This window comes from Pseudonocardia yunnanensis (assembly GCF_039534065.1).
GTDB lineage: Bacteria > Actinomycetota > Actinomycetes > Mycobacteriales > Pseudonocardiaceae > Pseudonocardia > Pseudonocardia yunnanensis.
The window spans coordinates 71,836-89,971 of sequence record NZ_BAAAUS010000023.1; the positions used below are offsets into that span (position 1 = coordinate 71,836).

An 18,136-nucleotide genomic window follows, 5' to 3' on the forward strand; every position below is an offset into this window, starting at 1 on the left:
GAAGTCGCGTGCACGGGGCTCTTCCGGATGCTCGGTGGCCCTACGCCACGGCCACCTCGGCCTGGTGCAGACCGGGTCCGTCGGCGCTGACCACGGTCTCGCCGTTGCCCGAGCGGGACAACGCGCGCAGCGTCCACGTGCCTGGTGCCGCGAAGAACCGGAAGTTCCCGCTGGCGGAGGCGACGACCTCCGCGGTGAACTCACCGGTGCCGTCGAGGAGCCGGACGAACGCGCCCGCGACCGGCTGGCCGCCGGCCAGCACGCGTCCGGTGAGCACGGTCTCCTTGGTCAGGTCGGTGCCGGGCGGGAGCGCGACGGCCTGGTCAGGTGCTCCGCACATCAGCGACCCGCTCCCAGCTCGATCGGGACGCCGATGAGCGAGCCGTACTCGGTCCAGCTGCCGTCGTAGTTCTTGACGTCGCCGTAGCCGAGGAGCTCGTGCAGCACGACCCAGGTGTGGGAGCTGCGCTCGCCGATGCGGCAGTAGGCGATCGTCGAGAGGTTCTCGTCGTAGCCTGCGTCGCCGTAGAGCTTCTTGAGGTCGTCGTCGGACTTGAAGGTGCCGTCCTCGTTGGCCGCCTTGCTCCACGGGATGTTGATCGCGGACGGGATGTGGCCGGGCCGCTGGGACTGCTCCTGGGGCAGGTGTGCGGGGGCGAGGATCTTGCCGGAGAACTCGTCGGGTGAGCGCACGTCGATCAGGTTCTTTCCGCCGATCGCCTCGACGACCTCGTCGCGGAAGGCGCGGATCGAGTTGTCGGGCTCCTGGGCGGTGTAGCTGGTGGCGGTGCGCTCGGTGACGTCGGAGGTGAGCGGGCGCCCGTCGAGCTCCCACTTCTTGCGCCCGCCGTCGAGCAGCTTCACGTTCTGGTGGCCGTAGAGCTTGAACTGCCAGTAGGCGTAGGCGGCGAACCAGTTGTTGTTGCCGCCGTAGAGCACGACGGTGTCGTCGATGCCGACACCCTTGGCGGACAGCAGCTGCTCGAACTGCTCCTTGTTGACGATGTCGCGGCGCACCGGGTCCTGGAGCTCGCTGGTCCAGTTGACCTTGATGGCGCCCGGCAGGTGTCCACCGTCGTAGGCGGTGGTGTCCTCGTCCACCTCGAGGAAGACGATCCCCTCGGTACCGAGGTTCTTCTCGGCCCAGTCTGCTGTGACCAGGACGTCCTGGCGGCTCATGCGGTGGCTCCCTGTTGGTTGTTCTTCCGGAAACGGGCGATCAGGCCGTACATCTCGCAGCCCAGGCAGAAGCCGAAGGCGGCGTTGAGGAAGGCGGCGGCCAGCGCGAATGCGGTGGCGATGACGCCGAGTGCGGTGACGTTCGCGAAATACCCCGCGGCGCCGACGAGGGCGAACACGAGCCCGACGGTCTGGGAGAACCGCACAGGCGCGGCCTCCTCCTTCTCCGTGGGCGGGACGAGCCGCGGCGCTACGAGCTTGCGGAACACCACCGAGTACGGCGCGAACCGGAGACCGGCGACCGAGCCGAGCGCGAACACCAGTGCCTGAGCGGCGAGCAGCCAGCCGCTGCCGCTGACGAGCACCAGTGCGAGCACGACGGTGGTGAGCGCCGCCGAGAATCGGACACCGCGCGGATCGACCGGTGGGTCTCGGCGCGCGGGGGTGGCGGATGTGGGCAAGAGAATGCTCCTGAGGACGGTGCGAAGGAACGCGTATCTCAGGAGGTGCGACAGAGGCAGCTCCCGACGCGGCACAGGTCAACTGCGCGTCGACGAGTCAGCGGCCAGCACACGGACGCGAGGGTAGCCGAGGTCGGCCACTTTCGGCAGCTGCGCTCCGAGGACGAAAGCAAAGGTCCGGACATTACGCCGGACGATCACCGGCGAGGCCGGGCGCGATCGCGGCTTCCAGCTCCGCCAGCCGCGGCACCCCCGAGACGCGCAGCAGCTCCGACCCGTCGGGTCCGAACGCCACCACCGTGGGCGTCCGCATCACCGAGAGCTCGCGGGCGAGGTCCGGCCGCTCGGCCACGTCGATCTCGCGGTGGACCACGCCGGGGCGGCGGGCGGAGAGCTCGGTCAACAGCGCGGCCGTCTGCCGGCACGGGCTGCAGACGGGCGAGGACAGCTGCAGCAGGAGCACCCGGTCCGAACCGCCGGCGGAGGCTCCGGCCAGCGCCCACCCGCCGGTGGCGATGCCATCGGTGCGCATCCGCCCGTTGCGGGAGCGCAGCACCAGGCCCACCGCCGTGGCGAGCACGAGCGTGGCCACGAGCGCCCAGACTCCTGCCGCGTCGATCACGTTCGTCCCCAACGCGGCAGCGGTGCTCGTTTACTCCCGGAAGGAGCGTTACCGACGGTCAGGAGGACGCCGGGGCGCCGCCGGCGCCGAGGGTGAGGTCCTTGGCCTCGCCGCTGATCTCCAGCGTCCCGTTGTCCGCCTTGAGCGACGTCGGGGTGATCTGCAGGGGCAGCGAACCGGGATCGATGCGCACGGTGAACAGCTGCTGCAGCGTGCGCTGCTGGGCCTGGGGGAGCGGCTTCTGGTCCTCGCCGAGCCGGATGTCGCGCGGGATGATCTCAGCCTGGCCGGAGTCGAGCTGCAGGACGGCGATCACCGACACGTCCTCCTTCTGGCCGAGGAACGTGGCCGTGCCGGAGAACCGCGCGGCGTGGTCGGGGTCGAGATCCGCGAGCGACGCGTCGCCGCCGTCGTCGACGACCTGCTCGAGCGCCTCGTCGTCGAGCGTGTCGATGCGCAGGTCCTTGATGCCGGGAAGGAGCCGTTGCACGTCGGTGGCCGACACACGCACGGTGCCCTCCGCCTCGCTCACCCGCAGCGTCTTCGGGCCGGAGCCCAGAATCATCGAGAGCGGCGCCGTGACGTCCCGGAGCTGCGCCGAGACGTCGAGCTCCTGCAGCTGCCCGAGGCGGATGCGGGTCGCGTCGACGTCGATGCTGCGGTAGTGGCCGGACACCGCCTGCGTGAGGAACGGGAAGCCGTTGATACGCACGGACGGGTCGTCCGCGAGCCCGATCTGTTCCCGCATCTGCCGCGACACGGCCGACTCGGCGAGCGCAGCGGACCCGTAGTCAACGGCCACGAGCAACCCGACCAGCACGAGTAGCCCGATGACGACGCGCCTCATCCGACCTCCGACCCTCGTGCCCGGCGTTCTGCCGGTGTGCGGGGTTCGACCGTAGAGCCGTCACCCCTGGTGAGTTCGCCCGGGCTGCCTGTTCTGGCCGCGGCGAGCGCCCATCGCGCGATCCGCTCGGCGAGCTCGGGGCCGGTGCCGCTCTCACCATGGCCCGTGCCGGGCTCGGTCCACAGGTGTGCGTGACCGCCGGAAGCCGCCATCAGGGCCTGTGCGTGGGCGGCCGAGAAGTAACGGTCACCGCTGAAGTGCACCAGCAGCAAGGGCACAGGTGCGACGTCGGCGACAACCTCGACCGGGGACGGCGGAACCACCTCCCACGACGAGTCGAGGCGTACGCCGAGCAGGCGAGCGACGGCCCGCCCGTGCGGCTGTTCCAGCAGCCAGTGCACGCGCCGCATCGCCGGGGTCTCCCGGGAGTACCAGCGGGCGGGGCCGCTGACCGCGACGACCGCGTCGGGCCGCGAGGTCCCCGGCGTCGTGGCATGCCGCAGCGCCACGGCAGCGCCCAGGGAGAAGCCGACCGTCGCGACTCGCGCGTAGCCGGCCGCGCGGGCCCACCTGACGGCCGCGTCGAGATCGAGCAGCTCGCGGTCGCCCACGGTGCTGCGGCCTCCCGACCGCCCGTGTCCCCGCATGTCCACGGCCACCACGGGGGCGTCGAGGCTCAGGGCCGCGAGCACCGAACGGGTGGCGGGATGGCGGGTGTGGTGGGTGAATCCGTGGCACACCGCGATCGCCGTGTCGCCCCCGGGACCCGGGAGATGGATGCCGGAGAGACGTACACCGTCGGAGCTGGCCACGTCCACCGCTCGGGGCGTGACCTCCGCCGCGCTGCTCGTGCCATCGGCCCTCACCCGGTTATCCTGCATCGATCCGCGTGGTGTGTTCCGACCGGGTCGCGCGGGTGTGAACGGTGCGTCAGAGCCGCCCGCCGTGAACGGTCGAGCGGTGCCGCACCGGCGCCTCGACTTCCGGTGTGGAAAGGAGGCAACCACGTGGAACTCCTTCTGCTGACCGCCGATCCCGATCCCGGGTCCGTGCTGCCGGCTCTGACCCTGCTCCCCCACGGGGTTCGCACGGCAGCTCCCGAGGTGGCCGCGCTCCTCGACGCCGGTCCGCACGACGCCGTGCTCGTGGATGCGCGCACCGACCTCGTGGCCGCCCGCAGTCTGTGCCGTCTGCTGGGCAGCACCGGCATGGACGTCCCGGTCGTCGCGGTGCTCACCGAGGGTGGGCTCGTGGCGGTCTCCGGGGAGTGGGTCGTCGACGAGATCCTGCTGCCCGGCGCCGGTCCCGCCGAGGTGGACGCCCGCCTGCGGCTGCTCAAGTCGCGTCCAGGCAGCGACAACGGCCGCGAGGGCGGAGCGCTGGTTCTCGGCGAGCTGGTGATCGACGAGGCCACCTACGCGGCGCGTCTGCGTGGCCGGCTCCTCGAGCTCACCTACAAGGAGTTCGAGCTGCTCAAGTACCTCGCGCAGCATGCCGGACGGGTCTTCACCCGTGCGCAGCTCCTGCAGGAGGTGTGGGGCTACGACTTCTTCGGTGGCACGCGCACCGTCGACGTGCACGTGCGGCGCCTGCGGGCGAAGCTCGGCACGGAGCACGAGCAGATGATCGGCACCGTGCGCAACGTCGGCTACAAGTTCGTCCGCCCCAGCCGTGGTGCGCTGGGCGGAGCGTCCGCGGTCAGCGTCGTCGAGGACGACGGTGGCAGCGACGACGCAGAGGAGAGCGACCAGGTCCCGAGCCGGGTGTCGGGTGTCGCCGGCATGGCGTGATCGCCGCCGGCACTCGGGACCCACAGTGGCGAAGGTCGCAGGGGTAGCGTCGAGCGACATGACCGAGCTGTCGTGGCATGCCGGATTGACCGGGTCGGAGATCGGCGAGGTCACCGCTCTCGCCACCGCCGCCATCGACGCCGACGGCGTGGCGCCGCTGGGCGAGCACGTGCTCCTGCACCTGTCCGACGACTCCACCGTCCACCTGCTCGCTCGCGACGGGCATGGGCACGTCGTCGGGTTCGCGCACCTCGACCCGGCCGGCGCGGACGCCACGGAGACCGGCGGCGTCGCGGAGCTGACCGTGCATCCCCACCACCGCCGCGGGGGCCTGGGCACCCGCATCGTCGAGGCGCTGCTGGAGCGCACCGGGGGCCACCTGCGCGTGTGGGCCCACGGCCGGCTTCCCGGCGCGGTGGCCATCGCCGAGCGTCTCGGGTTCAGCCCGGCGCGAACCTTGTTGCAGATGAGCCGCAGTCTGCTCACCCCGCTCGCCACCCCGGCGTTCCCCGACGGCGTGCGGGTGCGCCCGTTCGTGGTCGGCGCCGACGAGGCCGAGTTCCTGCGCGTCAACAACGCGGCGTTCGACTGGCACCCCGAGCAGGGCGGCTGGGACGTGGAGCAGGTCAAGGTGCGCGAGTCCGAGCCCTGGTTCGATCCCGCGGGCTTCCTGCTGGCCGTCGACGAGTCCGACCGGTTGCTCGGCTACCACTGGACGAAGGTGCACGGCCCGGGCGAGTACGGACCCGAACCGGTCGGTGAGGTGTACGTGCTCGGCGTGGATCCCGCGGCGTGGGGCAGGCGGCTCGGGGAGGCGCTCACCCTGGCCGGGCTGCACCACTTGCGTGACCACGGCCTGACCCAGGTGATCCTCTACGTCGAGGCCGACAACGCAGCCGCGGTGCGGGTCTACGAGCGCCTCGGTTTCGTCGTCTCGAACACCGACGTTTCTTACGCGCGGTGACAATCGTTCACCCTCTGGCAACCAAGGCGGCACTGCGGCCGATCACATTGATGCAGGTCACGACTAGATCACGACGCGGTTCTTGAGAGAGTCATGACCCACCGCCTACTTGCTGTTCATTTTCCGTTTACCTGAACGGGGGAGTGCGGCCACTCCGCTTCCTTACCGTCGCCTCGTGCGGCCACCCCGAGCCGCGCGTGCCCGGTCACGGGAACTCATGACGGAGGAACTCAGGTGAAGACCGTGCGGCACGGCTCGCGTGCCCGAATTGCCGCGGTGGGCATTGCCGCCAGCGGCGCCATGCTGATCGCCGGCTGTGGAGCAGCCAACGAGTCGGCTCCGTCGGGCGGTGCTGGTGCGTCGGCTGCGCAGAGCGTCTCCGGAACGATCGCCGGCGCAGGTGCCAGCTCGCAGCAGGCTGCCCAGGAGGCGTGGATCGCGACCTTCACGGGTCAGAACGCCGACGCGAACATCACGTACGACCCGAGCGGATCCGGTGCGGGACGCACCCAGTTCCTCGGTGGCGGCGTCGCGTTCGCCGGCAGCGACGCCTACCTCAAGCCCGAGGAGATCACCCAGGCCAACACGCGTTGCAAGAGCGACGTCGTCGAGGTGCCGGCCTACGTCTCGCCGATCGCGGTGATCTACAACGTCCCCGGCGTCACCAACCTGCAGCTCGCCCCGGCCACGATCGCGCAGATCTTCGACCGGAAGATCAGCAAGTGGAACGACCCGGCGATCGCCGCCGACAACCCCGGCGCCTCGCTGCCCGACCTGGCGATCACGCCGGTCAACCGCTCGGACAAGTCCGGCACCACGCAGAACTTCGCCGACTACCTGAAGGTGGCCGCCGCTTCTTCGTGGCCGTACGACGTCAGCGACAGCTGGCCCGTGCAGGGCGGGGAGGCCGCCCAGGGCACCTCGGGTGTCGTCGGCGCGGTGAAGGCCGGCAACGGTGCGATCGGCTACGCCGACGAGAGCCAGGCTCGTGACATCAGCCAGGTCAAGGTGAAGGTCGGCTCGGAGTACGTCGGCGCCAGCCCCGAGGCCGCTGCCGCCGTGCTCGAGGCCTCTCCGCGGGTCGAGGGCCAGGGCCCGTCGGTCTTCGCCTACAAGCTCGCCCGCGACACCACCGCGTCGGGCACCTACCCGATCGTGCTCGTGTCCTACCTCCTCGCCTGCTCCAAGTACCCGGATGCCCCCACGGCGGACCTGGTGAAGGCCTACCTGAACTACGTGGTCGGCGCTGACGGCCAGTCCCTCGCCGCCGACAAGGCCGGGGCCGCCCCGCTCAGCGACTCCCTCCGCAGCCAGATCACCCCGGCAATCAACGCCATCGCCGCGGGATCTTGAGCCGTACATCACATAGCCGACAGGACCGGGTGATTGTCACCATGACAGCCACCCGGTCCTGTCGGTGTTCCTTGCACCACCCGCAGAGGGGATGCCGTGACCACAACTACTGAGAAGGTCACTCCGAAGGCGCCGCCCAAGCCGGTGCTGCAGCTGGGTGACCGCATTTTCGCCGGCTCCGCGAAGGGGGCCGGAATCCTGATCCTTGTGGTGCTGGCCGGGGTCGCCGCATTCCTGATCCTTCAGGCCATGCCCGCGATCGTCGCGTCACCCGCCGACCTGCCGGGCGGGAAGAACCTCGTCGCCTACATCGGCCCGCTGGTGTTCGGCACGATCCTCGCCGCGCTGATCGCGCTCGTACTGGCCACACCGCTGGCCGTGGCGATCGCCCTGTTCATCACGCACTACGCACCGCGCAGGCTCGCGCAGGGCCTCGGTTACCTGATCGACCTGCTCGCCGCGGTGCCCAGCATCGTCTACGGCCTGTGGGGTGTGGCCGTTCTCGCGCCCGCCACGATCGGCGTGTCCACCTGGCTCAACACCTACCTCGGGTGGATCCCGTTCTTCGCCGGCCCGGTGTCCGTCACGGGCCGCACGATGCTGGTCGTCGGCGTCACCCTCGCGGTGATGATCCTGCCGATCATCACCGCGGTGGCTCGCGAGGTCTTCCTGCAGACGCCCAAGCTGCACGAGGAGGCGGCGCTCGCCCTGGGCGCCACGCGCTGGGAGATGATCCGGATGGCTGTTCTGCCGTTCGGCCGGTCGGGGATCATCAGCGGCTCGATGCTCGGACTCGGGCGTGCGCTCGGCGAGACGATGGCGGTGGCGATCATCCTGTCCGCCTCCGGCGCCGTCACGTTCAACCTGATCAGCTCGGACAACCCGTCGACGATCGCCGGCAACATCGCGCTGCAGTTCCCCGACTCCACGGGGCTGGCCGTCAACACGCTCATCGCGTCCGGCCTCGTGCTGTTCGTGATCACCCTGCTGGTCAACGCGCTCGCTCGCTACATCATCAACCGTCGTCGTGAGTTCTCGGGGGCCAACTGATGTCCATCGACACCGAGCGCTCAGAGGGCGCGCAGGCCACGAAGGCCACTGCGCAGGCACCGTCACTGGTCCGCGCGGAGCTGCCCCGATGGATGCCGTGGGCGGTGCTGGGTGGGGCGTTGGTCGTGCTCGGCGCCCTGCTTTCGGCCACCGGCGCGTTCAGCATCGCCGGGTGGCTCGTCGCGTCGGCGGTTGTGTACGCAATCGCCACCTACGTGATCTCCCGTGCCGTGGAGGGCAGGCGTAAGGCCACCGACCGCGTCGTCACGATCGTCGTGACGGTGGCGTTCCTCATCGCGCTGACCCCGCTGGTCTCGGTGGTGATCACGGTGGTCGGCAACGGTCTGGCCCGCTTCGACGCCGAGTTCTTCAACTCGTCCATGCGCGGCGTGATCGGCGCAGGCGGCGGTGGCTACCACGCCATCATCGGCACGCTGCTCATCACGGCGCTGGCCGCGGTCATGTCGATCCCGGTCGGCCTGCTCACCGCCGTCTACCTCGTGGAGTACGGCAAGGGCAGGCTCGCGCGGGCCATCACGTTCTTCGTCGACGTCATGACCGGCATCCCGTCGATCGTGGCGGGCCTGTTCGCGTTCGCGCTGTTCGCGCTCTTCTTCGGACCTGGTGTCCGGCTCGGCTTCGGTGGGTCGGTGGCTCTGAGCGTGCTCATGATCCCGGTGGTGGTGCGGGCCACCGAGGAGATGCTCAAGATCGTGCCGAACGAGCTCCGGGAGGCCGCCTACGCACTCGGCACCCCGAAGTGGCGCACGATCACGAAGGTGGTGATCCCCACCTCGATCGCCGGCATCGCGTCCGGTGTCACCCTCGCGATCGCCCGTGTCATCGGTGAGACGGCGCCGCTGCTGATCATCGCCGGCCTGACCACCGCCCTCAACTTCAACCCGTTCGAGGGCCGGATGGCCACGCTGCCGGTGTTCGCCTACACCTCGTACGCGGCACCTGGTGTCCCGCGCGAGCCCTACCTGGACCGGGCGTGGACCGCCGCCCTCGTCCTGATCATCATCGTTCTGGTGCTCAACCTCGTGGCGCGGCTGATCGCCCGGCTGTTCGCCCCCAAGACCCGATAAGAGGAACGACAGTGGGCAAAGCGATCGACGCCAAGAACCTGAACATCTACTACGGCTCCTTCCTCGCCGTCGAGGGCGTCTCGATGTCCATTCGCCCGCAGACGGTCACTGCGCTGATCGGCCCGTCGGGCTGCGGCAAGTCGACCTTCCTGCGGTCGATCAACCGGATGCACGAGGTCATCCCGGGCGCTCGTGTCGAGGGCAGCCTGGAACTCGACGGCAAGGACCTCTACGGCCCCGGGATCGACCCGGTGGGCGTGCGCCGGCAGATCGGGATGGTCTTCCAGCGGCCCAACCCGTTCCCCACGATGTCGATCTACGACAACGTCATCGCGGGCCAGCGCCTGAACAGCAAGAAGATGAAGAAGGAAGCCACCGACGCGCTCGTCGAGCAGTCGCTGCGTGGGGCGAACCTGTGGAACGAGGTCAAGGACCGCCTCGACAAGCCGGGTTCGGGCCTCTCCGGTGGTCAGCAGCAGCGCTTGTGCATTGCGCGCGCCATCGCGGTGCAGCCGGATGTGCTGCTCATGGACGAGCCGTGCTCGGCGCTCGACCCGATCTCGACGCTCGCGATCGAGGATCTGATCAACGAGCTGAAGACCGAGTACACGATCGTCATCGTCACGCACAACATGCAGCAGGCCGCCCGGGTCAGCGACTTCACCGGGTTCTTCAACATCGAGGGCACCGGCAAGCCGGGGCACCTGGTGGAGATGGACGAGACGAAGACGATCTTCTCCCAGCCGAAGCAGAAGGCCACGGAGGACTACGTCTCGGGTCGCTTCGGCTGATTCCCGGCCCGGGAACCGGGCGCGTTCAGATCGGGATCGCGTCCGGTTCCTCGCCGGTCACGGCGTAAACGGTGTGGTAAGCCACCACCACAGCGTGGTCGGCGAAGCGTTCGTAGTAGCGCGCGAGCAGCGTGATGTCGACGGCCGCGGGCACGCCGTGCGGCCAGGACGGATCCATGAGCACGGTGAACATGTGCCGGTGCAGCTTGTCCATCGCGTCGTCGTCGGTGTCGAGCTCCACAGCCAGGATCACGTTGCGGGACCGCGCCACCTGCGCCGCCTTGAGAGCGAGCTGCACCGCGACCGCACCCATCTGCGTGAAGTCGTCGCGGACCTCGGGCGGCAGCACAGGGCGCGGGTGGCGCATGCTGACCACCTGGGCGACGTGCAGGGCAAGGTCGCCCATCCGCTCGATGTCGCCGGCGGCGCGGATCGCCGACACCACGGCGCGCAGGTCGCCCGCGACCGGCGAGTGGAACAAGAGCGCGTCCGTGGCGACTTCCTCGAGCTGGGCCCGCATGGCGTCGATCCGGGCGTCGCCCGCGATCACCTGTTCGGCGAGGCGCACGCGTCCGTCGAGCATCGCCGTGGTGGCCCGGTTCAACGCCCCGGCGGCCGCCGTACACATCTCCCCGAGCAGGTCAGCGAGCTCGCTCAGCTGCTGAGGCAGGGGCACGGGCGGCATGACGGAAGGGTAGGGCCTTTCGGGCAGATGGGGCGTGAACGGGTGATGAAGGGCGCCTGTCAGACCGCGAGAGGGCCGGGCATCCGGCCCGTGACCACGTACACGATACGGCGCGCAACGGCCACCGCATGGTCGGCGTAGCGCTCGTAGAAGCGAGCCAGGAGCGTGATGTCGACGGCCGGACCGACGCCGTGGCTCCAGTGGCGGTCCATCAGCACCGTGAAGATGTGCCGGTGCAGGTCGTCCATCGCGTCATCGTCGGTCTCGAGCTCCGCGGCGGCGGCCAGATCGCGGCTGCGGATCACGTTGCCTGCCTTCAGCGCCAGCGCAACCCCGACCCGCCCCATCTCGGCGAAGTACGGTGCGACCTCCGCAGGAAGCACAGGGAGCGGATGGCGGCGGCGTGCCGCCTGGGCCACGTGCAGCGCCAGGTCGCCCATGCGCTCGATGTCGCCGGCCCCGTGGATGGCTGAGACCACGATCCGCAGATCGGTGGCCACCGGCGCCTGCAGAGCGAGCAGCGCGAACGCCCTCTCCTCAGCCACTGCCCGCACCTCGTCGACCCGGATGTCCTCGGAGATGACCTCCTCGGCGAGCTGAAGATCGCACTCGAGCAAGGAGCGGGTGGCTTTGCTCATGGCGTCCGCCACCTGGTTGCACATGTCGGCCAGTGCGTCAGCCAACTCGTCGAGCTGCTCCTGGTAAGCGTCACGCATATAGGCAGGGTAGAGCTGAGTCGGACATTCGGCGCGGTGGGCAGATGAACCAATGGTGAACACAGCCTGCCTGGTCACGAACATGTTGCGGTTTCCGCGGTGACGGGAGGGCCGTCTGCCTGCAGAGCAATGGGTTCGGCCGGAGCGCGGACCACGTCGTCGAACGATCGGCCCAGCACCAGTTGCAACACGCCGCTGGTTCCCGGATCGGGCACCGATGTCGCCGATGGGACGGTGCTGGCGAGCAACGCGGCTGCGGCGGCCTGGTCGGGGGAGAACCGGATGACCGTCTGCGGGGTCGGCTGGTCGGCATTGCCGACCTCACCCACCCCGAATCCGAGCGACCCCAACGTCTCCCCGACCTTGCCCGCGAGGCCGGCCTTGTCCGACGCGTTCAGCACGTCGACCTTGAGGTCGCTCGGCGCAGGCCCGCTGGGGGCTCCGTGCGGGTCGCCTTCCTGCTCGGGCAGGGGGGAGTCCTCCCGGACGGCGGTGAACAGCTTCGCGGCATCGGTGTCGCGAAGCACGGGACGGTCCGGGTTGTTCGGGTCGGTCGCCGTGGGCGTGGCCGCGAACGTGACGCCCTCGGCGTCCAGCTTCTGCAGGGACAGGGCAAGCGCCAGTACCTCGTCGATCCCTGCGCCGTCGGTGACGACCGCGTTTCCGAGTGCGGGGCGCAGCGCGGAGAGCTGCGAGATGTCGAGCAGCCCCGTTCCGGAGACGGCCTTCTCCAGCACGGAGGCGAGCAACTGCTGCTGGCGCTCGATCCGCCCGTAGTCCGACGGGGGGTCGCCCTGCACATCGGCGGCACGCGCGAAGTCGGCGGCGCGCACACCCGAGAGTGTCGTGGCGCCCGTGTTCGGCACGACCGGACCGAGCACGCCGTCGACCACCGGCTTCGTGACGCAGACGTTCGCCCCGCCCACGGCGTCCGCCATCGTGCCGAGGGCGGCCAGGTCGACGCCGATGTACTTCGTGACCGCGAGGCCGGTCAACTGCTGCACGACTCTGGTGACGCAGCGGGGCCCGCCCACGTCGAGCGCCGAGAGCAACTGCGTTCTCGCCTCGGCACGCTCGGGCTCGTCGGCGTAGGACGCCGACCCGCCATCCCATCGCTCGCACGGCGGGCGGTTGATCTCCAGGTTGTTCGGCACCGACAACACGACCATGGGGCCGCCGCCCGCCGGGATGTGGGCGACCGTGACGGTGTCGGCGCCGGTCTCGGGGGCCCCGGGAGCGGCCGGGGCCGCGGTGTCCCCGTCGGACGCAACGATCAGCACGTTCTCGTCACCCTGCTGAGAATTGGCGTCGACGACCGAGCTCGAATCGGGATCGAGGGCAGCGGCGTTGCGGATGGAGGTCTCGAGCCAGCCCTTCGCGCCCCAGCCCGCGGTGGTTGCCACGAACACGATCAGGGCCGCCGCCGCGCCCAGCACCCTGCCCGCCGTGATGCGCACACGACGCCTCGGCGCCACCGGCTCCGCGGCTTCGGAACCCTCGCGGGCCGGGAGGTTGAGACCGGCGTGGGCGGCGGTGAGTCGCGTCAGGGTCTCGTCGATGTGTGTCGCACGGTTCGCGACGGACTCCCGCTCCGAGCGACGCGTGAGCTCGGCCTGCTCGCTGCGGTCGGGTGCCTGACTCGAACTTGAGGCGCGGACGCGCGTGGTCGCGTCCGCCGGAGGCTGGGCCTGGCTGCGGCCGGAGTCGGAGACGGACGCGTCGCCGGTGGGCTGGGCGGCGCGGACGCGGGTGGTGGATTCGGGCGCCGGAGGCTGCGGAACCCGAGGCACCGGATGGGAGATGGGCCCGGCAGGGTCAGCAGCGGGGCGGGGCGGGGTGGCGCGGACGCGCGTGGTGGCTTCGGGAGCGGCTGCCGGGGGTTGCGGGCGGCGTGGCCCGGGGTTGGAGACGGGCGCATCCGCATCGGCGGCCGGACGGGTGGCGCGGACCCGGGTGGTGGCCTCGGGAGCGACTGCCGGAGGTTGGGGTCGGCGCACTCCCGGGCCCGAGGTCGGCGCGTCGGAGCCGGGGCGTGGGGCGGTGGCGCGGACGCGGGTGGTCGCTTCGGCCGTGGCCGCCGGGGGCTGGGCGTGGCGACGTCCGGAGGGGGTGACCGGGGCGTCCGGCTCGGGGATGGAGCGCGGACCCGTGGCGGGTGCGCGAGTGGCCTCCGGTGGGGCCGCTGTGGGCCGGGCGCGGCGGTGGCCGGTTTCGGGGACGGGCGTGTCGGCACCGGAGCGCGGGGTGGCGGCGCGGACGCGGGTGGTGGCCTCGGGAGTGGCCGCCGGGGGCTGGGCACGCCCGCCGCCGGAGTCGGCGATGGGGCCGGGCGCGTCGGGGGCTGCGCGCCGGCGGGTGCTCGCGTCGGGTGCGGGGGGTTGGGCGTAGCGGCGGCCGGAGTCGGAGACGGGGGCGCCTGCGTCGAAGGTGCTCTCGTCGAAGGTGCTCTGGGCGCCTGGCCGATCGGGCGCGCTCCGGCGGCGCCTCGGGGTGTCGCCTGCCGGGGCGTCGGGACGCACCGGCTCGCGAGCGGCTCGCGGCGGAACCGGGGTGGGCGGTGGCGGGGGCGGCGGCATGCTCCGACCCGCGTCGAGCGGGGGGACGCCCCTGGCTGAGTGGCGTCCGGAGTCGGACGTGCGGCCGCCGTGCCGTGGTGCCGCCTGCTCGGGGTCGAGCGCGCGGCGGCCGGAATCGGGTCGGGTGGCCGGGGGAGAGGCGTACCCGGCGTCAGAGGCCTCGGCTGCCTCCCTGCGAGCCGCTCGGCCTCCCGGCGGACGGGAACCGGCAACGGGGGGAGGAGCGGGTCGGGCTGCAGCCGCCTCGCGTTCCTCCTCGGCGCGCCTGCGGGCGGCTCGGCTCCCCGGCGGGGCCGGGGGAGCCGGGGGAACGTCCTCCTCGGGAGCGGAGCCGAGCAGCCCGTGCCGGGAGAGGACGTCGTCGGGCGTCTCCGGGTCCGGGGCTCGGCGACGTCCTCCCGACGCGGTCTCGGGGGCGCGCCTGCGGCCGCCGGATGTGGGGGAGCGCCGAGCACGGTCCGGACCGTCCTCCACGCCACCTCCCGCCACGAACAAGGGGCGGGCACGGGTGGTCACCCGGTCCCGCCCCCCTTGATGTCAGCGGAGCGAGCTTACGTAGATGGACCGGTTCGATCACAAGCGGGTGTCGACGAGCGTGCCCCTCTAGCGCAGTGAGCGGCGTCCGGCCGCTGGACCTGCGAGACACACGGATCCGTTCCCTTCGTCCCGATATGCGACGGCGTTGCGGCCGGCGTGCTTGGCGCCGTACAGCAAGTCGTCCGCCATGCCGACGAGCCGCTCGAACCCGCTGACCGGATCCGAGGTGTGGGCCACGCCGATACTGACCGTCACCCGGAGATCCCGGTGCAGCTCGTGCCAGGGGTGGCGGTCGATGCGGTGGCGCGCTGCCTCGCAGATCCGCACGACGTCCACGAGGCCGCGACCGGGGAACACGAGGGCGAACTCCTCGCCGCCGTAGCGAGCGCAGAACGCGCCCTCTGGCAGGCCCGCGTCGAGTTCCGTGACGAGCCGCTGGAGCACGCGATCGCCGAAGGGGTGGCCGTAGGTGTCGTTGACCTGCTTGAAGTGGTCGACGTCCACGAGAGCGACGCAGATGCCGGTCGTCCCGGTCTGGTCCTCGAGCAGCGCGACAAGGCGTTCGTCGAGGTAACGGCGGTTGTAGCTGGCGGTGAGGGCATCCCGGCGGCTCTGCTCGCGGGCCTCGGCGTGCTCACGGCGGAGCCGGTCGAGCTCGTCCGGGAGGCGCTGGCCGTGCAGGAGCCGTATGGCCGTGCGCAGGTGCTCGTAGGCCTGCTCCCAGCGGCCGGCGTCCGCGAGTTCCTCCGCGATCGCGGTGTGCCGCGCCGCTGTGGAGGCCGTGGTGGTGACGGGCTCCGCCCGAGCCGGCGCCTCTTGGGGCGGCACCTCGCCACGCGTCCCCGAGTGCGCAGCTGTACGTACCGTAACCACCGCTCACCTCCTGTTACTGGTGGTGTCGACGGGACGGCTGGTGCTCTTGAGGTGGCCGCACCCGTTCGCGGGGTGATCCACCCGACCGGGCCGTTAGCTGTCCGTGATCATGTCACTACCCGTCGGCGCGTCAGCCGCCGGAGTGCTCCAGCTCCGCCCCGAGCGGGACCGATGGGTCCTCGGGGTCATCCAGCCAGTGTTCGGGCAGCACCACACGCCCCGGCGAGCCCTGGCGGCCGCGTGGCCCATCGGCGTCGGCGGGGAACTCCTGGTGCGGGTCGAGCTGTGCGAGCAGCTCGTCGAGCTCGTCGAGGCTGCTGACCAGGCCGAGCCTGCGGCGCAGCTCCGAGCCGACCGGGAAGCCCTTGAGGTACCACGCGATGTGCTTGCGCATGTCGCGGATGCCCTTGTCGACGCCCATGTGCTCCTGCAGGAGCACGGCGTGGCGGCGCATGGTGGCGGCCACCTGCCCGAGCGTCGGGGGAGCAGGCAGCGGGCGACCGGCGAAGGCCGCCTCGAGGTCGCCGAACAGCCACGGGCGACCGAGGCACCCCCGCCCGACGACCACCCCGTCGCACCCCGTGGCCGCCACCATCGCGATGGCGTCGGCGGCGCAGAAGATGTCGCCGTTGCCGAGCACGGGCAGCTCGGCGGGCAGGGACTCACGGAGCCGGGCGATCGCCGACCAGTCGGCCGTGCCGGAGTAGCGCTGCGCGGCGGTGCGGGCGTGCAACGCCACGGCAGCCACGCCGGCGTCGGCCGCGAGGCGTCCCGCGTCGAGGTAGGTGTGGTGCTCGTCGTTGATGCCGATGCGCATCTTGACCGTCACCGGGATCCGGCCGGCGTTGTCCACGGCGGCGCGCACGATCGCCTCGAACAGTCGCCGCTTGTACGGCAGGGCCGCGCCACCACCGCGGCGGGTGACCTTGGGAACGGGGCACCCGAAGTTCAGGTCCACGTGATCGGCGAGGTCGCGCTCGGCGACGATCCGGACGGCGGCACCGACCGTCGCGGGATCCACCCCGTAGATCTGCATCGACCGCGGCTGCTCGTCCGGATCCATCGCGATCATGCGGAAGGTCAGCGGGTTGTTCTCCACGAGCCCGCGCGAGGTGATCATCTCGCACACGTAGAAGCCCGCGCCCTGCTCACGACACAGGCGCCGGAAGCCCGCATTCGTGATGCCGGCCATCGGCGCCAGCACCACGGGGGTGTCGGACGCGTACGGGCCGATGCGCAGCGGCTTCGGGCGCGTGGAGGCGACAGTAGGGGCACTCACGTTGTCCCATTGTCCTCGCCTTCCGAACTGCACGGTGATGCAGGCGGCGCGGTACGCGCAGCGGCCGGAACCAGCACCGTCGAGAATGGGACGTGCGGAGCGCATGGGACGAGAGCGGCGCTTGACGTGCGGTGACGATGATCTCCCCGACTTACCACGACCGAGTGACTGCACGGGCCGGGAGGCGGGGGTCGTAGTCTGGTGCGGCTGTCGTGCCCTGCGGGAGCGGCGGTAGGGGCCTCTAGCTCAATCGGCAGAGCAGCGGACTTTTAATCCGCGGGTTCAGGGTTCGATCCCCTGGGGGCCCACCAGGGTGTGACCAGGCACTTTTCCAGCGCTAGCGGCGTTGCGCTCGCCGTCATGGGATCAAACGTGGTGCGAGTGCTCGTACGCTCCTGGTCGTGGCAGCTCAGCGCAGGCGTCAGAAGCGGCCGCGAGGCAGCGTCGAGGAGCTGCCCAGTGGATCGCTGCGCGTCTCTGTCTACGCCGGGATCGATCCGGTCACCAAGCGGCGGCACTACCTGCGCGAGATCGTCCCAGCCGGCGCGTCGGCGACGAGGGAAGCCGACAAGGTGATGCGCCCCTTGCGAGCCAGGTCGACGAGCGCCGGAGTCGTACTTTCCGTCGTTGCTGGTGATCTGGGCTCAGCACCAGCACGTACTTCGGGAGCCGTCCTGGCGCGGGCCGGACCGGGAACGCTACTGGGTGGAATCCGGTCTGTGCGCCGACGTCGCGGCAGTAGCGGTCGGCGACGTCCATGGCTGCCTTCGTGGCGGCGCCTTCGTCCTGGATTCCGGAGATCGCCCGGAACGGCTCGTGCCACCAGTCCCCGCCGAGGAAGCGGTCAACGTTCGCCACGGTTTTGCGCTCCGCGACGGTCAGCCGCTGATTACCGCGATGTGCGTTGCGCACTAGCCCGCCAATGCGGGCGACGGTACTGACGCTGAAGTGCAACAGCACCTCGATGGGTGTGCGCCGGGCGCGGGTCAGCAGGGTGCGGCACAGCTGGTCTCGGTCCAGCGCCGTGCCAAACGGGCCCAGGAACGCAAACAGTGTCGCGCTGGCGGCCGCCCGCATAATCCTGGGCAGGTGCTGGCCCAGGTCGCCTGGCAGGTGTTGTAGCTGGCGTCCGGGGGTGCGGTTTCGCCCAGTAGCTCGGTGAGCCGCTGGTAGTTCACCTCATCTGCTTCGACGAAAACTGCGTTCACCGCACGCATGTTTCCGTGGTCGGAGCTGCTGCACTTGATCGACCCGGCGCCGCTGCCGGAGCCGACGGTCATCTGACCCGCGCACGACGCTGATCTGCTCGCTGAGCGGATGATGGA

Annotated in this window: 19 protein-coding genes and 1 tRNA gene; 7 read left to right on the forward strand and 13 right to left on the reverse strand. The window is 70.8% G+C overall.

The window, feature by feature from the left end; all coding sequences use genetic code 11:
* Positions 1-40: 40 nt before the first annotated feature.
* From ABD743_RS20125 to ABD743_RS20150, 7 genes are read right to left on the reverse strand one after another with little or no spacing between them, the layout of a single operon-like run.
* Positions 41-340 carry a DUF1416 domain-containing protein gene (locus ABD743_RS20125; protein ID WP_344723668.1) on the reverse strand — a complete coding sequence of 100 codons (300 nt, stop codon included), beginning with the start codon at positions 338-340 and terminating at the stop codon, positions 41-43.
* On the reverse strand, positions 340-1,179 hold the full coding sequence (locus ABD743_RS20130; RefSeq protein ID WP_344723669.1) for a sulfurtransferase: 840 nt from the start codon (positions 1,177-1,179) through the stop codon (positions 340-342). Before ABD743_RS20130 ends, ABD743_RS20125 begins: the two co-directional genes overlap by 1 nt.
* A complete protein-coding gene (locus ABD743_RS20135; RefSeq protein WP_344723670.1) occupies positions 1,176-1,640 on the reverse strand; it encodes a DUF4395 domain-containing protein in 465 nt (154 codons plus the stop codon). The genes ABD743_RS20130 and ABD743_RS20135 overlap by 4 nt, the downstream gene beginning before the upstream one ends.
* A gap of 38 nt (positions 1,641-1,678) precedes the next feature.
* Positions 1,679-1,825, reverse strand: a complete 147-nt coding sequence (locus tag ABD743_RS44520) for a putative leader peptide (protein ID WP_379659320.1) — start codon at positions 1,823-1,825, stop codon at positions 1,679-1,681.
* The gene (locus ABD743_RS20140; RefSeq protein WP_344723671.1) at positions 1,825-2,274 is read right to left on the reverse strand and encodes a thioredoxin family protein; all 450 of its coding nucleotides are present in this window, start codon (positions 2,272-2,274) and stop codon (positions 1,825-1,827) included. The genes ABD743_RS44520 and ABD743_RS20140 overlap by 1 nt, the downstream gene beginning before the upstream one ends.
* A 46-nt stretch (positions 2,275-2,320) precedes the next feature.
* Positions 2,321-3,109 (reverse strand): LmeA family phospholipid-binding protein, encoded by a 789-nt coding sequence (locus tag ABD743_RS20145; RefSeq protein WP_344723672.1) that lies wholly within the window; start codon positions 3,107-3,109, stop codon positions 2,321-2,323.
* Entirely contained in the window at positions 3,106-3,975 is an 870-nt protein-coding gene (locus tag ABD743_RS20150) for an alpha/beta hydrolase family protein (protein WP_344723673.1), read from the reverse strand. Before ABD743_RS20150 ends, ABD743_RS20145 begins: the two co-directional genes overlap by 4 nt.
* 141 nt (positions 3,976-4,116) lie before the next feature.
* Between ABD743_RS20150 and ABD743_RS20155 the strand changes: the two genes are divergently transcribed.
* The 6 genes from ABD743_RS20155 to pstB all read left to right on the forward strand — a co-directional run bounded on the left by ABD743_RS20155 (position 4,117) and on the right by pstB (position 10,145).
* On the forward strand, positions 4,117-4,899 hold the full coding sequence (locus ABD743_RS20155; RefSeq protein WP_344723674.1) for a winged helix-turn-helix transcriptional regulator: 783 nt from the start codon (positions 4,117-4,119) through the stop codon (positions 4,897-4,899).
* 58 nt (positions 4,900-4,957) lie between these two features.
* The gene (mshD, locus tag ABD743_RS20160) at positions 4,958-5,863 is read left to right on the forward strand and encodes a mycothiol synthase (protein WP_344723675.1); all 906 of its coding nucleotides are present in this window, start codon (positions 4,958-4,960) and stop codon (positions 5,861-5,863) included.
* A 243-nt stretch (positions 5,864-6,106) separates the two neighbouring features.
* Positions 6,107-7,216, forward strand: coding sequence for a phosphate ABC transporter substrate-binding protein PstS (pstS, locus tag ABD743_RS20165; protein WP_379659333.1), 1,110 nt, complete (start codon positions 6,107-6,109; stop codon positions 7,214-7,216).
* 96 nt (positions 7,217-7,312) lie between these two features.
* Positions 7,313-8,266, forward strand: coding sequence for a phosphate ABC transporter permease subunit PstC (gene pstC / locus ABD743_RS20170; protein ID WP_344723677.1), 954 nt, complete (start codon positions 7,313-7,315; stop codon positions 8,264-8,266).
* Positions 8,266-9,354 carry a phosphate ABC transporter permease PstA gene (gene pstA / locus ABD743_RS20175; protein WP_379659321.1) on the forward strand — a complete coding sequence of 363 codons (1,089 nt, stop codon included), beginning with the start codon at positions 8,266-8,268 and terminating at the stop codon, positions 9,352-9,354. The genes pstC and pstA overlap by 1 nt, the downstream gene beginning before the upstream one ends.
* Before the next feature lie 11 nt (positions 9,355-9,365).
* On the forward strand, positions 9,366-10,145 hold the full coding sequence (gene pstB, locus ABD743_RS20180; RefSeq protein ID WP_344723678.1) for a phosphate ABC transporter ATP-binding protein PstB: 780 nt from the start codon (positions 9,366-9,368) through the stop codon (positions 10,143-10,145).
* Between the two features lie 25 nt (positions 10,146-10,170).
* Here the strand turns inward: pstB and phoU (ABD743_RS20185) are convergent, their stop codons facing one another.
* The 5 genes from phoU (ABD743_RS20185) to dusB form a co-directional block, all read right to left on the reverse strand.
* A complete protein-coding gene (phoU, locus tag ABD743_RS20185) occupies positions 10,171-10,830 on the reverse strand; it encodes a phosphate signaling complex protein PhoU (RefSeq protein WP_344723679.1) in 660 nt (219 codons plus the stop codon).
* Between the two features lie 59 nt (positions 10,831-10,889).
* On the reverse strand, positions 10,890-11,546 hold the full coding sequence (gene phoU, locus ABD743_RS20190) for a phosphate signaling complex protein PhoU (RefSeq protein ID WP_344723680.1): 657 nt from the start codon (positions 11,544-11,546) through the stop codon (positions 10,890-10,892).
* Between the two features lie 74 nt (positions 11,547-11,620).
* Entirely contained in the window at positions 11,621-14,638 is a 3,018-nt protein-coding gene (locus ABD743_RS20195) for an LCP family protein (protein WP_344723681.1), read from the reverse strand.
* Between the two features lie 87 nt (positions 14,639-14,725).
* Complete coding sequence (locus ABD743_RS20200; RefSeq protein ID WP_344723682.1) at positions 14,726-15,532, reverse strand: GGDEF domain-containing protein; 807 nt, start codon at positions 15,530-15,532, stop codon at positions 14,726-14,728.
* Positions 15,533-15,662: 130 nt separating this feature from the next.
* Positions 15,663-16,811 (reverse strand): tRNA dihydrouridine synthase DusB, encoded by a 1,149-nt coding sequence (gene dusB, locus ABD743_RS20205; protein WP_344723683.1) that lies wholly within the window; start codon positions 16,809-16,811, stop codon positions 15,663-15,665.
* 235 nt (positions 16,812-17,046) lie between these two features.
* On the opposite strand from dusB, the gene ABD743_RS20210 reads away from it, so the two are divergent.
* A tRNA-Lys gene (locus tag ABD743_RS20210) sits at positions 17,047-17,122 on the forward strand.
* 190 nt (positions 17,123-17,312) lie between these two features.
* On the opposite strand, the gene ABD743_RS20215 is transcribed toward ABD743_RS20210, so the two are convergent.
* A complete protein-coding gene (locus tag ABD743_RS20215) occupies positions 17,313-17,888 on the reverse strand; it encodes a class I SAM-dependent methyltransferase (RefSeq protein WP_344723684.1) in 576 nt (191 codons plus the stop codon).
* Positions 17,889-18,136: the final 248 nt, after the last annotated feature.